Source organism: Veillonella dispar, from assembly GCF_937975875.1.
Taxonomy (GTDB): domain Bacteria; phylum Bacillota; class Negativicutes; order Veillonellales; family Veillonellaceae; genus Veillonella; species Veillonella dispar_B.
Map to the genome: position 1 here is coordinate 1 of NZ_CALJSP010000125.1, position 16,228 is coordinate 16,228.

Genomic DNA, 16,228 nt, shown 5'->3' on the forward strand with positions numbered 1-16,228 from the left:
TGGAAATGGTTAGCCGCCTCAACGCCTTGGGCTACAAGGAATGGCAAGCCATCACAATGAGGAATTTCCATCATTTCTGCTTGTAACAGTAAAATCGTACGGCGTGGATTGTAGATGAGGTCTACAACGCCTTCCAATTTAGAAAACTGCGTAATATCGATGAGATTGGCTGGATTGTGAGGATACATGCCGATAGGCGTGCAGTTAATAATAATCTGCGCTGTTTCATAATAGTTTGGCGCATCACCATAGAATGGAGCCGTTTTGCGAGATAAATGAATGATGTTTTTAGCGTCTAAATCTTCGAGGGCTACGTGAACGGTAGCAGAGGAAGCACCATCGCCAAGGATAATACACTCCTTGCCCGATACATCGATGCCTGCATGTTGTAAGGTAAACACAAAACCATCATAGTCTGTATTATAGCCGTGCCATTTACCATCCTTGCGAACCATTGTATTTACACAACCGATGCGTTCGGCGCGAGGATCAACAACATCACAAGCTTCAAGGGCATTTACCTTGTAAGGAATGGTAATGTTAATACCTTGTAATTCTGGATCAGCGAAGAACTCTTGCAATTGGCTTGGTTCGCGCTCAAATAATTCATAATTTGTATTCCCTAATGCACTGTGAATGCGAGGGGAGAAGCTATGGCCCAACGTACGGCCAAGTAAACCAAATTTCATAGGACCTCCTAGGTCAATATACATAGAATGGCTAATAGGCTGGTACCTATTAGCCATTGGAATTTTATAACTATATTCATTGTACTATATATGCCCTTATAGGCACTAGTACGGATGAATATATTAGTTTTCTGGATAATTACCGAGCAAGCGGAATTTATCTTGGGATGTGTGAAGCTCTGCTAAAACGGACAATACCTTTGGATCTGCTAAGGAGGCTTCTAAATCGAGGTAGAATAAGAACTCAAAGTTATGGCCTACGATAGGGCGAGACTCGAGTTTTGTAAGGTTGACACCGATGTTAGCGAATTTGGTAAGCAATGTGCCAAGACCACCTGGAGCGTGACTTGCTGTGGTTACTACAGAGATTTTATTAGCCCCTGGGTATACATGGAAGTCCTTGCTGATGCAGATAAAGCGCGTATAGTTGTTATCGCTGTTTTGGATGTTGCGCATCAATGGAGACAAATTGTACAAGTCTGCACATTGAGGTGCTGCGATAGCGGCTACACCTGGATCGTCACTAGCTGCTACAAGCTGTGCAGCACGCGCTGTATTATCAAAGGAGCGCAATTCTACACCTTCTAATTTTTCTAGGAAGTGACTACATTGGCCCAATGCTTGTGGGTGAGAGATGATAGTATGAATATCCTCTAGTTTTGTGCCCTTTTTAACGAGTAAATCGTGAGAAATCCATAGGCGAGTACCGCGTACGATATAGCATTTACGATCTTCTAGAAGGTCATACACTTCTTTTACAGAACCATTGGAGCTGTTTTCGATAGGTAATACGCCGAATTGACATTCTCCAGACTCAACGGCGTCGAATACGGCACGGAAGCCTGTTACATAGTGAATTTGGCTGAGTGGTAATAATTTATCGCACGCCACTTGCGCATTGCTACCAAAGACGCCAGCACAAGCTACGCTGCCACGTTGTGGAGGTAATGTAGGGGACTGCTCAATGGCCTTTTTCATTTTAACAGTGAACTCATTATCTTGGAATAATTGTTCAGACTGATACGTACGGCTCAAGCTGAATAATGCTTCAAAGAAACGGCGTGCGTATAGGTCGAGGTCTGGACCTGCATCTCGAGTTACTTTGTCGAGGATATCGCGTTCCCGTTTGGCATCGTAAATGGCCTTATTCATTTCTTTCTTTGCCGCTGCAACGTCTTTGGAGAGTTCCATGCGCTCTTTGAATAATTCGAGCATCTGATCGTTTATGTCGTTAATTTTAACGCGTACTTCATCTAAGTTCATGGTCAATATCTCCTAAGAAATCAAGAATAACGAGGGCTGTTACGGCTTCGATAACCGGTACTGCACGAAGCGCTACACATGGGTCATGACGACCTTGAATAGTGAGCAATGTGTCCTCTTTTTGTGAAAGTGATACAGAATGTTGTTCTTTATAAATGGATGGTGTTGGCTTGATGCCCACTTGCATAACGAGTGGTAAACCATTGGTAATACCACCTTGGATACCACCGCTATTATTCGTTGTCGTTGTAATCTTGTCACCGTCCATGGTGAAAGCATCATTCACTTCGGAACCAAGCTTAGCACACATATCGAAACCACCGCCGAAGGATATGCCCTTAATAGCAGGTACACCAAAGATAACGCGAGCTAAACGGTTTTCGATGCCGTCAAAGTTTGGATTGCCAAGGCCAATTGGTAGGCCTGTAGCAACGACTTCAACGATACCACCTGTAGAGTCCCCATCTTTTTTGAGGTTTATAACTAGGTTTTCTACTTCGCTACGTTTTTCTGGATCAATCATAGCAATTGGCTCTGTAGCAATGCTAGCTAATGCTTTCATATCTGGGTGAACCATGTTGATAGGAGCATCTTGGATCGGTCCCACTTGTTTTAAATGGCCGTGAATTTCGATGCCTTTTTCGCGTAATAGTTGGATAGCAATGCCACCGGCTACGCATAGAGGTGCTGTAAGGCGTGCCGAGAAGTGGCCGCCGCCTCGCATATCTACCTTGTCACCGTAGCGCATACGAGCTGTAAAGTCTGCATGAGATGGGCGAGGAATGTCGCGTAAGTTGTTATAATCGCTAGAGTGTTGCGATGTGTTGCGGATTATAAATGCCAATGGAGAACCACTGAGCATGCCGTCTACCATACCTGCTAAAAATTCAGGTGTATCGGCTTCCTTACGTTGCGTTGTTAATTGATTTTGCCCTGGCGCACGGCGCTTTAAAAAGGCTTTTAATTCATCGATATCGATGGTATGTCCACAAGGTAGACCCTCTACAATACCGCCAATGGCGTACCCATGAGAGGCGCCAAAGGTAGATACCTGTATGGTTTTACCGAAATTAGATGCCATTATATTAACTCCTACTATATAGTACGTACTATTTCTATTATCTATTAGATTAAACCAGATACGATTAGAAATCTAAACTGGTTGTGCATTACCGCCCAGTAAGTTCCAGTCCTCAAAGAAGTCTGGATAGGATTTTGTGATAGCTTCGCTATCTTTTAAGGTAACAGGGGCTTCACTGATGAGAGCCATCAATGTGCCAGCCATAACGAGTCGATGGTCATTTACACAATCACCTTGGCCACCTTTAAGTATACCACTACCGATGATATATAGGTCATCACCGTCTTCACGAACTGTGCCGCCTAAGTCTCTCACGAGATTAGCAACGGCTACGAGGCGATCAGATTCTTTCAAACGTAGGCGAGCACCCTTAACAAAGGAGCTTTCACCAGAAATAGAGCAAGCTAGGGCGGCCATAACAGGCAACATATCCGGCATTTGCTCTAGATCTGCATGGATTGGCTTGGAAGCGCGACCTGTGACCGTCACATTCATACCATCCCATACCACATCACAACCAGCATCAATCATAACTTGCATGATGCGGCGGTCTGCTTGTACAGAATTCTTGTTCATACCAGTAACAGTAATTGGTTTGCCCGTCATACCAGCTGCTACCATCCAGATTGCTGCATTAGACCAGTCGCCTTCGATTTGGTAATTATCACGGCCAATGAAGGACACACCAAATGGTACTGTGAAGGCCTCATTGATGTTTGTGTCTGGTAAAGTGTGTTCTACTTCGACACCAAAATCTCGCATTGTTTCAGTAGTTAATGTTACATAATCGCTAGATTGAAGCGGTGTCGTAGACGTAATAGTAGATAAGCCAATTTGAGGGGCTGCCAACAATAAACCAGAGAAGAATTGACTACTTACATCGCCTACCATGGAGAAATTGCCCCCTTGAAGACGACCTGTCATAGTAAATGGCGGTTTATCTTGGGAGAATGTTACGCCATGCGCTTTCATTTCACCTAGCATAGGTTCGAGTGGGCGATCTGGTAAACGACCTTTGGCATCTACATCTACATCATTACAGATGGATGCTGCTACAGGTAATAAAAGGCGTAACGTAGTACCTGATTCGTGAGGTACTACATTGCCCTTTGCAGGAGCGGGGCCAGGAGTAACGGTAACAATTTTATTTTCATATACTACGTGAGCTCCTAAGCCTCGTAAGGAGTCCATTGTTGCATCGATATCCTTAGAGGTACGGCTTAGTAGTATAGTAGATGGAGAGTTAGCAAGGGCTGCACAAATTAATGCGCGGTGTGCATGTGCCTTTGCTGGGATGGACGCAATCGTCCCTGTAGGGATGGCGTTCGTTACGGAATGCATATAAATCTCCTTAATCTAAATAGGTGGCAAGCTCTTCGTGTGTTACCACCTTAAGTTCACTATGTCCATAGCTAGTAGGAACTACAATTTTTATAGTTGCCCCTTCGCTTTTTTTATCGTGTTTAGCAGCTGCTAAGATCTCTTCTTTCGTTATGGTCGTTGTAGTTGGCAAATCGTGTGCTTCGATGAGGGTTTTTAATTTTTCTAATGCCTCTGCATCTAATTCTCCATGTTTTACAGCACCTTGAGCCATGAGGACTATACCGATGGCTACAGCATAGCCATGGTGGATTTCAAAGTGGCTCGCCTTTTCGATGCCATGACCAAAGGTATGACCTAGGTTTAAGAGGGCACGAACACCGGACTCACGTTCATCTTGCTCTACGATATCTGCTTTTGCTTGAACGCAGCGTGCGATAACAGCACTTACGCTATCGCGATGTTTTATTAATGGTTTGTGTTCGAGTTGGGTTAATAAACCTGGTACATCGAGGAAACCATATTTGATAATTTCCCCACATCCATTTTTCCATTCCATGTCTGGCAATGTATTGAGCGTAGTTGGATCGCAGAGCACAAGGATAGGTTGTTTGAACGCACCCCAAAGGTTTTTACCAGCTTCGAGATTAACCGCTGTTTTACCGCCTACAGAGGAGTCTACGGCAGCTAATAGGGATGTAGGAACCTGTACATAGTCTATACCACGTAGGTAGGTAGCTGCTGCAAAGCCTGCCATATCGCCTACAACACCACCGCCAAGGGCGATGAGAAGGTCTTTACGCGTTAACGATTGAGCTGCCATATACTCTACTAAATCGATGAGTTGATGAGCGTTTTTGGAGCTTTCACCAGCAGGGAACACATAATCACAAACCGTATAACCCGCATGTTCCATATTAGCTTTCACAGAATCCAAATAGTGTGGTGCCACATTGCTGTCGCTGACGATGATAACACGGCAATTTGGTTTTAACGGTTTAATATAATCGGTGATGCGTTGTAAAGCGCCTTCCTCGATGACAACGTCATACGGTGTGGACGCGTTAATGTGGATGCGAGTCATAACGGTTCCTTTCATAAAAGAATAAGCTAGTATCTATTATAACGGATACTAGCTTATTTGTGTGCTGTTTAAAATTATTTAGTGCATTCTACCAATGCTTGGCGCAATGCGATAACTTCTTTCATAAGGCTAGTGAATTGGTCTGGACGTAATGCTTGAGGGCCGTCGCACAATGCTTTGGATGGATCGTTGTGAACTTCGATCATAAGGCCGTCTGCACCGCCGCCTACAGATGCAAGAGAGAGTGGACGAACCATGCGGCTCATACCTGCTGCGTGGCTAGGGTCCATGATGATTGGTAAGTGGGATAATTCGTGCATCATAGGAATTGCTGTTACGTCTAATGTATTACGAGTTTTAGTTTCGAATGTGCGGATACCGCGTTCGCATAATACAACTTGTTCATTGCCTTCGGACATGATGTATTCAGCAGCCATCAACCATTCTTCGTATGTAGCAGACAAACCACGTTTTAAGAGAACTGGTTTATTTAATTTACCTACTTCTTTTAAAAGTGTGAAGTTTTGCATGTTACGAGCGCCGATTTGAAGCATATCTACATTATCGAAGTATTGTAATTGGGAGATATCCATAACTTCGGAAACGATAGGGAGACCAGTTTCTTTTTTAGCTAGCTCTAACAATTCCAAACCTTCTGGACCCATGCCTTGGAAGGAGTATGGAGAAGTACGAGGTTTGAAAGCGCCGCCACGAAGAATTGTAGCACCTGCTGCTTTACAAGCTTTTGCTGTTTCTAATACTTGTTCAGGCGTTTCTACGGAGCAAGGACCTGCCATTACTGCGAAGTGACCGCCACCGATCAATGCACCACCTACGTTGATTACAGAATCATCTGGATGGAATTTACGGTTTGCTTTTTTGTATGGTTCTTGGATGCGAGTTACTTTATCTACGAAATCAAGGGATTCGATTTGACGAGCATCGAGGGATGCAGTATCGCCGATAAGACCTAAAATATTATAGCGTGCACCTTCTACAGGATGGATAATGAAGCCTTTTTCCTCTAATTCACTGCGTAAACGAGACACCTCTGTTTCTGCTGCGTTTTGTTTCAATGTGATAATCATGATAATTCCTCCTTGTAACTACAGTGAATAGTAGGGCTCACCATACGGGATAGCAAACAAAAAAGGGCTACCCGTAGTCTAATACGGGCAGCCCTTTTACTATTCTAAGCAACTAATAATGACTCAATCTTAATTAGCGTACCACAAATAGTTCCTTACCCGTACGTTGGATAAAGAACCAATAAAAGTATTGTTTTGTAGCTGTGCTAATTTGGTTAGTCATCTTTGGTTGCTCCTTTCTAAAAATTATGGGTATAGTATAAACCCAAATGATAAAATTATGCAATACCTAAAAATGAATTTCATGGAAGTTTTAAAATATTTTGGCTGTGGAAATTAATAAAATTTAAGATGTTTGTTGGAATTAAGCGTGTTTTTGATATAATAAAAATAAGAAGTTTTTAGTGTTTATAGTATGTTTCGTAATACGCTGAAATCGATTTTTATAAATATACTTGTTCTGTGAAAGGGTTACCTATGATTATTCAAATCTTAGATCATATAACTGATGAAATAAAACAAATTCGTATCGATGTGTTTATGAAAGAACAGGGATTTGAAGACGAGTTTGATGAAATCGATGATATAGCAAAATTTGTCCTTTTATATATCGATGGCAAGCCAGCAGGTACATGTCGCTATTTCCCAAGCAACGAAGAAGGTGATGCCCATATTGGGCGTATGGCGGTGCGTAAGTTGTATCGTGGACAGCATCTAGGTACTAAGATTATGATGGCCGCAGAAAATGGTATTCGCCGCGACGGATTTAAAACATGCTCCTTGTCGGCCCAAGTACAGGCCAAACCATTCTATGAATCCTTAGGCTATAAAGCTGAAGGGGAAGAATACCTTGATGAAGGCTGTCCACATGTGATGATGCGGAAAGTATTATAAGAAACTAGATACTAAATATAATAGTTTGTATTAGTTCAGTCAGTATATTAATATTCATATATTTCAAAATATGAGGTGAGAGTTTATGAAACTAGCGGAAGCATTACAAGAGCGATCTGATTTGAATTATAAAATTAGCGATTTAGAGCTTCGTTTGACTCAAAATAGTTTAGTGCAAGAAGGGGAAGCACCAAATGAGAACCCTGAAGAGCTCTTGAAAGCATTAGATCAATGTGTAACTAGACTTCAAAAATTAATTGCACATATTAATTTAACAAATTGTAAAACTATTGTAGAAGGTCGTTCTATTACTGAAATCATTGCCGAAAAAGATAGTGCTGCGATGCGGCTTAGTGCGTATAGAACATTGGCGAATAGTGCAGGTAGTATTAATTTCCGTGCAAGAGGATCTGAGATTAAACTAATACCGACTGTTAATGTTAGAGATATCCAAAAAGAAGCTGACAATATAGCAAAACAAGTTCGTTTATTAGACAATCTATTGCAGTCTGCTAACTGGACCACTGAATTGATTGAAAGCTAATATCTATATAGTTGGTAGTTTGATACAGGGTGGACACAAAACTTTTGCTTTTACCAAGCGTTTGATGAATACATTCATGGGGCGAATAAAAATCTACAGTGTAGGCCTATTTGCGCACAAATGTATTGATACAATTTACAATGTATTACCACGTGTCAACTGTACAAACGAGGGTGGCGTTGGGGACTATTTCTAAATATAAACGATAAAAAGATACTCAATCCAAAGATCTGGATTGGGTATCTTTTTTCTTATTATTCTAATTTATCGAAATCAAATACCGCTACATTTGATTATAGGTACGTTAGTAGTACGATATATTTAATTTTTTGATAAGCATATAAATTTTACTTTTTTACTTAGTGAATTATGTTATAATATAATTAAATAATAATCATTATTTAATTATATAGAATTTCTTAAGTAAGGAGATTTCATTATGACAGCAGAACAAAAAGCAGCTACGGCAGCAACAAGTTCTACCGCAGCTAAACCAACACCTGAACAAGGTACCGAATGGATAATTTGCCGTGTATGCGGATATATTGAGGATGCTAAGTACAGGGATCAACCTTGTCCAACATGTGGTTTTCCTCCAACAGTTTGGATGGATTACAAGCCACGTCGCATTGATACAAAACGTGAAAAATTGCTAGATCTTCATTTACATCCAATTGCGGTACATTTCCCAATCGCAGCAACAGCAGCTTCTTTCTTAGTACCTGTTATTGCATTGTTGATTCCATCTATTGCAAATGTATTATTCCCTGCCATTACATTAGTAGCAATGATATTACCACTTCTCGTTATCATTGGTGGTATTTCTGGTTATATTGGTAGTAAATTACGTTACAAAACAGGAACATCTAAAATTCCTAAAGCAAAGATTTACTTAACAGTTATCTACTTTATTCTTTCCTGTGCACAAGCCTACATCGCTATTGCTAACGGTGTAAATGCTGATAACGCATGGATTATGATTATTTTAGGTATCGTAGCTTCTATCTTTGCTGCCAAACTTGGTAAAATGGGTTCCTATCTATTTGCAGGTCGATTCGGCCCATATACAGCTGGCTAACCGTTATTAACTGAATAACCTTTATAATGAAAAAAGTGATTCTCCCACCGTGAGAATCACTTTTTCTTTTATCATTTTTTATTATTCTAAATCATCGAAATCAAATGCTGCTGCTTTTGTATAGTTTGTAACTTTTGCTTCGAAGAAGTCAGTTTTTGTGCTATTTAAGTTGGAGAAGCTTTCAATCCATTCCATAGGATTTTCTTTGATTTCAGGGTATAGATGAGGCAAGCCTATTGCTTCTAAGCGGATATTGGCAAGGTATTTGATGTAGCGTTCAATAAGAACGTTGTTAAGGCCGAGGATTTTATCATCAGTGATGTATTGACCCCAAGCGATTTCGTTTTCTGCACCTTGGCGAATCATGTCAGTGATTTTCGCTTCCAGTTCAGGCGTGAACAAGTCAGGGCGTTCACGACGTAACTCGCGGATGATGTTTTGGAACAATACAAGATGAGTTACTTCGTCGCGGTTGATATATTTGAAAATAGTGGATGTAGCTGTCATTTTACCTTGGCGTGCCAATGTGTAGAAGAAGCTAAAGCCAGAGTAGAAGTAGATACCTTCTAAGATATAGTTGGCGATGATTGTATGGATAAGGTTTGCTTCGCTAGGATCGTCGCTGAAACGTTGGTATGCATCGGCGATAAAGCGGTTACGAGCAAGCAATGTCTTATCTGTACGCCATTCGTCATAAATTTTGTCACGTGTAATAGGATTTGTTACAGTGTCCAAAATGTAGGAATAACTTTGAGCGTGAATTTCTTCTTGGAATGCTTGGATATTCAATAAAGATGCCACTTCAGATGCTGTAATATAACGGCTCAAGTTAGGCAAGTTTTCAGATTGAATGGAATCAAGGAAGTTCAAGAATGCAATAATTTTGTCGAATGCACGGCGTTCGTAATCTGTTAAGTAAGGGAATTGCTTAACGTCTTCGTTCAAGGAAATCTCTTCAGGAATCCAGAAGTTGTTGAGCATTGTGCGGTACATTTGGTTCGCCCAGTCGTACTTGATACGGTTCCATTCGCGAAGGTTTGTGGTATTGCCGCCAATCATAGATTGCGTGCCACGTTCACCATGTTCGTTGAAAATCAGTTTTTTATCCATAGTAGGACTCCTTTATATAACGATGCGACCTATACTGCTATAGGTCGTCATCAGATTTATAAACACATCTCGTATTAGGAGGAGCAGCTAGTGCACTCATCCATTTCAAGGGATTGGTTACGGATGTAGTAGATTGTTTTGATACCTTGTTTGTAAGCCTCAACGTAAAGGTCTAGAATTTCTTTTGCTTTCATTTGAGGTGTGATATACAAGTTGAAAGATTGTGCTTGGTCAATATGACGTTGACGTACGCCACAAGCTTTGATGGACCATTGTTGGTCGATTGTATGCGCCTCTTTATAGAGCCAGAATGTTTTGTTGTTCAAATCTGGTGCAGTTTTTGGTGTGAAAGAACCTTTCTTTTCTTCGATGAAGAATTTTTTGAAGATAGGGTCGATACCAGCCGTTGTATTCGCAATGTTGGAAGTAGAACCTGTAGGAGCTACGGCCATCAAATAACCATTGCGGATGCCGTATTTTGCAACGTCTGCAGCCAATTGTTTCCAACAATCGGATGTGTAGCCACGACGTGTGAAGTATTCACCAGTTTCCCATTCGGAACCTTTGAATGCAGGGTATGCACCTTTTTCTTTCGCCAATTCCATGGAAGCTTTGATGGAATAGTACGCGATGTTTTCGAATAACTTGTCCGCTACTTCGATATGTTCATCAGACTCCCATTGGATATCGTGGTTTACAAGGTAGTGGTGGTAACCAGAAGTACCAAGACCAATAGCACGGTATTTATCAGAAGTCATGCGAGATTCTGGTACTGGTGCTTGGTTGATGGAAATAACATTGTCTAACATGCGGATTTGAAGAGCAATATTTTCTTCTAATTCTTCGTCAGAAATGCGACCAAGGCTGATGGAGTTCAAGTTACATGTAACCATGTCGCCTGTATTTGTTTTAGTAGTGATAGTACCATCTTCGTTGATGATTTCTTCTGCAAGATTTGTGAAACCAACGTTTTGTGCAATTTCATGGCACAAGTTGGACGCGTAAATCATACCTGCATGTTTGTTAGGGTTTGCAGCATTTACTGTATCACGGAAGAAGATGAACGGTGTACCCGTTTCAACAGCGGAGCGCATGATTTTTTTCATCATATCTAATGCTGGTACTTCGATGCCGTGTAAGTTAGGATCTTGTTCACATTCAAGATAACGTTTTGTGAACTCTTTATTATCATCAGTATCGTAGTAGTCTTCTAAAGCGTAGCCTTTTACAGCTAAGATTTCATGAGGATCAAATAACGTGAAGTTTTCACGAGCGATCATACGTTCCATGAAGATGTTTGGTACGGAGATAGCAGGGAAGATATCATGGGCTTTACGACGGTCATCACCATTGTTTGTACGAAGTTCTACGAATTCGTAGAAGTCTTTGTGCCAAATATCGAGTGTTACTGTAGCGCCACCCTTACGTTTACCCAATTGGTCTACCGCAACAGCTGTATCGTTGTACAAACGGATCCAAGGAATAACGCCACCAGAGGAGTTTTTGAAACCGCGAATATCGGAGTTTAATGCACGAACTTTACCAAGGTAGATACCAAGAGCACCACCGTGTTTAGATACGCGAGAGAACTTACTATTTACATCGTAAATGGACCATAAGTTGTCATCTACACCAGAGATAAAGCAAGAGGACAATTGATGGAATGGTGTACCCGCATTTGCTAATGTAGGTGTAGCAGTTGTCATTTTTAATTGGCTCATCAAGTCGTAGAATTTTTTAGCGTACTTTACTTTGTTTTCGCCCTCTACCAATGCCAAGTGCATAGCGATAGCCATGAAACGTTCTTGAGGTAATTCGTAAATTTCTTTGTTGAATCCTTTTACCAAGTAACGGTCAGCCAACAATTTAAGACCTTCATAGTTGAAGAGGTAGTCTCGTTTAGGTTTGATATAGTCGCCCAATTCTTGTAATTCGTCAGGTGTATATTCTGTAACGAAGAAGTCTGCGTATTTTTTTTGTTCCACAAGCATATGTACAAGATTTGGGAAGTTACCGTAGCCGAATGCTTTATAACGGCGAGTGATAGCAGCTTCTTTATAGAGATCGAATAAGAAGAGGCGAGCCGCTACGAACTGCCAATCTTGGTTCATTTTATTAACTTGGTTGCCGAAACCGTCGTCTTTTTTAGAGATAACTTTTTCAATGGCTGTTTGTACTAAAGTTTTTTGAATCTCTTTAGTAGTCATACCATCAACGAATTGTAACTTCGCATCCATTTCCAATTCTAGTGGATCACAAGAATCTAACCCCAAACATGCGAAGGCAATCATACGTTTCGTTTTTTCAACGGACAACGGCTCGAAATGGCCATCCCGTTTCTTGATCATAATCTCCATTACTGTTCCCCTTGAGTAGTAAAATCGATAAAACTGTTAATTAAGCATATATAAGATTAGACCAAAAAGTATAAAATATCTTTAAGTTAAGTCTAATCAGAAAAATAAGAAAACTACAATATATGGTAGTTTTCTTATTAAGCTTATACATTATGTTACGATTATAGCGAAAAAAATCTATACATTCAATATTGACATTTAGAAAATTATAAATATAGTATGCTTAAATTTATCGATATAGTTGTAAATGCTAGAAAGTACTATATGGGACGCATATATGATGATTTTGAATGATATATCACTTTTGAGAATAGTAAAATAGTACGTGTCAGTAAATCAAATTTCGTTCTATATACTATTGTGATTTATTTTATTAAAAGCATGTCATACATGTCCTATAATAGATATATAGTAAATAGGAGGTAAGACATGAAGTCTATTGTTATATATTCATCCCTTACGGGAAATACTAAACAAGTGGCAGAGGCTATTACTAGTGTATTGCCAGCAGGTACACCATGTGTATCTATGAAAGAATTGCCGTCCGATTTATCATCTTATGATCTTGTGTTTGCAGGATTCTGGGTGGATAAAGGGACAGCTAATAAAGAGGCCCGTGATGTACTAGGCACATTGCATAACCCTCACATTGCTCTGTTTGCCACAGCTGGCGTACCACCGCAAATGGCACATGCTAAGGAGAGCTTAATCAATGCATCAAATTGTTTACCTGATGGCGTAGAGCCTGTAGGAACCTTCATTTGCCAAGGTAAGGTAGATCCTAAGGTCATCGAAATGATGTACAAGATGTTCCCGAAAGGGCATAGCCACGGTCAATCTGCTGACCGCGATGCACGTCACAAACAAGCTGCAGTACACCCAAATGAAGACGATTTTAAAGCGGCCCAAGATTTTGCCCAACATATTCTAGCCAAGTTAGATCGATGAATAAAAGCAGTACCCCTGTGGGGTACTGCTTTTGTCATATTATATATAATGTTGTCATTATTACTATATTGTATTATATGCTTAATTATAAAGTACATTAAATTTAAGTTTGCGCGTATCGAATTGGTTTATGAAGTACGACGTAATCAATAGCTTATATCCATTGCCTTCTATAATGACAGGATCGATAGCTGTTTTATCGACTGTAAGGAACTTATCATAAATATGATGCACCTCTGTCACACCATTTGGTAGAGATACCTCTAAATCAAGGCCTTTGTTGAGGAACTTAAAGGAAATGGAGTCAAAGTTAGCCGATTCTACTTGGTATTCCTTAAGGTCTTGTTCGTATACAATTAACTCGATGTTTTCAATGTATTTATCGTAGCCTGCAATAGAGATAACCTTTGGTGCAGACAAAGCATCAAAATTGATATACTCGACGCGTCTACCGTTTGCTGGGCTGGTATCTGGCAGTTTTAAATCGTCCACAGGTACATATGGTGTGCCATAGTCCGTGAAGTTAGGATCAAAGGTAGCTGCTATTGGTAGGCTTGCATGCCATTCGCCATCAACTTTAGTATAGGTCACAAATTCACGATATGTTGTATAGCCTATGAATGGCGTCAAGAGAACAGTACCTAAGGCAAGAGCCATAACTGTTGTGTGTACAGAAGGTTTTAACCCCTTCACAAGAGAGTATACATTGTGTACTAAGAAGATTAAATTGAATGCACTTACGTAAATCGTATTGAGCCAGAGAACTGGTTCATTGATCATACGTTTACCGATAAGAGCTAAGCACAGTGTAGTTAGCGTAATGAATAAGAAGCATAGGATTTGCTGTGTTCTGCTACTTTCACTAGATCTAAAGCTAGCCAAGTAGAATAGGTAGAAAATGGCTACATACGGATAATAGGTGTAGAAGAAACGCGTATCCTCTCGAAGCCCTAACAAAATCAAGACTAAATAGATGTTAGCTAGAATGCCTGTAATAATGGATGCCTTAGGCAAGATGATGCCGAATACAACAGTAAAAAATGAGTTTGGTGCTGGAGGACCTGCGGGATCCTCTTTGTAAGAACATACCATAGATAGACAAATGAACATATTAATGGATGCGAGTACCTTAAAAATGGTTTCTTCAAAGTTGAATGGTTGGTCCACGATGATGAAGAAGAACCATAAACTCATGATGATAACAATGTTATATAGAGTAGACGTAACAAGGGTGATGCCAATCCGTTTGATGCGGTTAATGATTTCACCGATGTAGTGTTCACCAGGCGATGTGAAATACAAGGCAATCATGGAGTACAGCCATAGGTACGATATATTTTCCGTAGCCAGTTCAATACCCCGCACATAGCCGTAGCTTTCGTGAATCATATAAAGGCCAACGCTGATTCCGATACTTACTAAGGTATATAAAATGGAAAACTTTCGGGTTCTTGTTATATAGCTTTGTAATATAACGATAAAGAAATACAGTGAGTATAGTTTAATGTCGATTTCGGCAAACCAATCTTGTTCAATATACAACGGTGTACATGAAAATATAGCAATTAATGCCAGCAATATAGGTGACTGCGTTGCTAGGTCCCGAAGCGATGACCATACATGTTTAATGGCAAATTTCATAGATGTCTCTCCCTCTATAAATATAAATATAAATACCCCTCTTATTATTAGTATACCTGTTTTCTGGTGAAAGCCCTATGAGGTTTTACATGCTTTTAAATATCCTTTACAATAACACTAAGAACTAGTTTTCAAAGAAAAGAGGTTATCACATGGAATTCTCTTATTTTTTACCTGTAAATATCCAATTCGGTTGGAATAAAGTAGATAATGTTGCTGAGTTTGCTGCACCGTACGGCAAGAAAGCACTTATTGTAACTGGTCGTACTAGTGCTAAAAAATCTGGTTTATATGACCGGGTGGTAGCAAAGCTTGATGCAGCTCATATCGGTCATGTATTGTTTGATCAAGTAGATGCCAATCCATTGACCACAACTGCCTTAGACGGCGCCGCGTTAGCTAAATCTGAAAGCTGTGATATGGTTATTGCTATCGGCGGCGGGTCCATCATGGACTGTGCAAAAGGGATTGCCTTCATGGCTGTGAATGACGGTGATATTAACGACTATATCTTCAATCGTAAAGTCAGTGACAATGCGTTGCCTCTTATTGTCATTCCTACAACCTGTGGTACCGGATCCGAAGGCAATGGCTTTGGGGTTCTTACTAATCCTGAAACAGGGGACAAAAAATCTTTGCGTTGTAACGCTATCGTGCCTAAGGTTTCCATCGTAGATCCTGCTGTAATGGGCACTATGCCTCCTCATGTATTGGCGTCTGTCGGTTTTGATGCACTCTGCCACAATATCGAGGCCTATACCTCTAAAACAGCGCAACCTTTCACCGATGCATTGGCTCATTATGCGGTGACATTATTAGCACAATATCTTGTACCTCTATATAAACATGTGAAAGCAACGTCTGAAGGCAAACTAGCCGTACTCAATGAAAAACAACTTAAAAAAGCTTGGGAAGCTGTTACATTAGCAAGCACCATTGGGGGCATGGTTATTAATACAGCTGGTGTAACACTAGCACATGGCATGGAACATCCAGCCAGTGGTCTTAAGGATATTACACATGGCGTAGGCCTTGCTATCATTGAACCTGTGGCAGTGGAATATACATGGAGTGCGAACCCTGATAAATTTGACGCCTTGGCTCGTATATTCAACCATGGAGATGGCTCTG

14 protein-coding genes are annotated in these 16,228 nt (G+C 40.5%); 5 read left to right on the forward strand and 9 right to left on the reverse strand.

Going from position 1 to position 16,228, the window contains the following annotated elements; genetic code table 11:
• The 6 genes from Q7P05_RS06015 to aroF all read right to left on the reverse strand — a co-directional run.
• Positions 1-689: shikimate dehydrogenase (locus Q7P05_RS06015; protein ID WP_303931068.1), on the reverse strand; the 689-nt coding region annotated here is incomplete at its 3' end.
• 123 nt (positions 690-812) lie between these two features.
• Entirely contained in the window at positions 813-1,952 is a 1,140-nt protein-coding gene (locus Q7P05_RS06020; protein WP_005385244.1) for a bifunctional chorismate mutase/prephenate dehydratase, read from the reverse strand.
• On the reverse strand, positions 1,939-3,033 hold the full coding sequence (aroC, locus tag Q7P05_RS06025) for a chorismate synthase (protein ID WP_303931071.1): 1,095 nt from the start codon (positions 3,031-3,033) through the stop codon (positions 1,939-1,941). Before aroC ends, Q7P05_RS06020 begins: the two co-directional genes overlap by 14 nt.
• Positions 3,034-3,105: 72 nt before the next feature.
• A complete protein-coding gene (gene aroA / locus Q7P05_RS06030) occupies positions 3,106-4,374 on the reverse strand; it encodes a 3-phosphoshikimate 1-carboxyvinyltransferase (RefSeq protein ID WP_303931074.1) in 1,269 nt (422 codons plus the stop codon).
• Positions 4,375-4,384: 10 nt separating this feature from the next.
• On the reverse strand, positions 4,385-5,437 hold the full coding sequence (gene aroB, locus Q7P05_RS06035) for a 3-dehydroquinate synthase (protein WP_303931090.1): 1,053 nt from the start codon (positions 5,435-5,437) through the stop codon (positions 4,385-4,387).
• Between the two features lie 74 nt (positions 5,438-5,511).
• Positions 5,512-6,525 (reverse strand): 3-deoxy-7-phosphoheptulonate synthase, encoded by a 1,014-nt coding sequence (gene aroF / locus Q7P05_RS06040; RefSeq protein WP_105089802.1) that lies wholly within the window; start codon positions 6,523-6,525, stop codon positions 5,512-5,514.
• Positions 6,526-7,002: 477 nt separating this feature from the next.
• Here aroF and Q7P05_RS06045 point away from each other — a divergent pair, with 477 nt between their 5' ends.
• The 3 genes from Q7P05_RS06045 to Q7P05_RS06055 all read left to right on the forward strand — a co-directional run bounded on the left by Q7P05_RS06045 (position 7,003) and on the right by Q7P05_RS06055 (position 9,041).
• A complete protein-coding gene (locus tag Q7P05_RS06045; RefSeq protein ID WP_303931092.1) occupies positions 7,003-7,419 on the forward strand; it encodes a GNAT family N-acetyltransferase in 417 nt (138 codons plus the stop codon).
• Positions 7,420-7,504: 85 nt separating this feature from the next.
• The gene (locus Q7P05_RS06050; RefSeq protein ID WP_303931079.1) at positions 7,505-7,963 is read left to right on the forward strand and encodes a DIP1984 family protein; all 459 of its coding nucleotides are present in this window, start codon (positions 7,505-7,507) and stop codon (positions 7,961-7,963) included.
• A 439-nt stretch (positions 7,964-8,402) separates the two neighbouring features.
• Positions 8,403-9,041 carry a hypothetical protein gene (locus Q7P05_RS06055; RefSeq protein ID WP_257846924.1) on the forward strand — a complete coding sequence of 213 codons (639 nt, stop codon included), beginning with the start codon at positions 8,403-8,405 and terminating at the stop codon, positions 9,039-9,041.
• A gap of 81 nt (positions 9,042-9,122) precedes the next feature.
• On the opposite strand, the gene Q7P05_RS06060 is transcribed toward Q7P05_RS06055, so the two are convergent.
• Positions 9,123-10,151 carry a ribonucleotide-diphosphate reductase subunit beta gene (locus tag Q7P05_RS06060; RefSeq protein WP_129823396.1) on the reverse strand — a complete coding sequence of 343 codons (1,029 nt, stop codon included), beginning with the start codon at positions 10,149-10,151 and terminating at the stop codon, positions 9,123-9,125.
• 74 nt (positions 10,152-10,225) lie between these two features.
• Positions 10,226-12,508 carry a ribonucleoside-diphosphate reductase subunit alpha gene (locus Q7P05_RS06065; RefSeq protein ID WP_303931083.1) on the reverse strand — a complete coding sequence of 761 codons (2,283 nt, stop codon included), beginning with the start codon at positions 12,506-12,508 and terminating at the stop codon, positions 10,226-10,228.
• Between the two features lie 429 nt (positions 12,509-12,937).
• Between Q7P05_RS06065 and Q7P05_RS06070 the strand changes: the two genes are divergently transcribed.
• Positions 12,938-13,456 (forward strand): flavodoxin family protein, encoded by a 519-nt coding sequence (locus tag Q7P05_RS06070; RefSeq protein WP_303931085.1) that lies wholly within the window; start codon positions 12,938-12,940, stop codon positions 13,454-13,456.
• Positions 13,457-13,537: 81 nt separating this feature from the next.
• Here the strand turns inward: Q7P05_RS06070 and Q7P05_RS06075 are convergent, their stop codons facing one another.
• A complete protein-coding gene (locus Q7P05_RS06075) occupies positions 13,538-15,097 on the reverse strand; it encodes a hypothetical protein (protein WP_369680431.1) in 1,560 nt (519 codons plus the stop codon).
• Positions 15,098-15,249: 152 nt separating this feature from the next.
• Here Q7P05_RS06075 and Q7P05_RS06080 point away from each other — a divergent pair.
• Positions 15,250-16,228, forward strand: a 979-nt coding sequence (locus tag Q7P05_RS06080) for an iron-containing alcohol dehydrogenase (RefSeq protein WP_303931088.1), incomplete at its 3' end; no start/stop codon positions are given.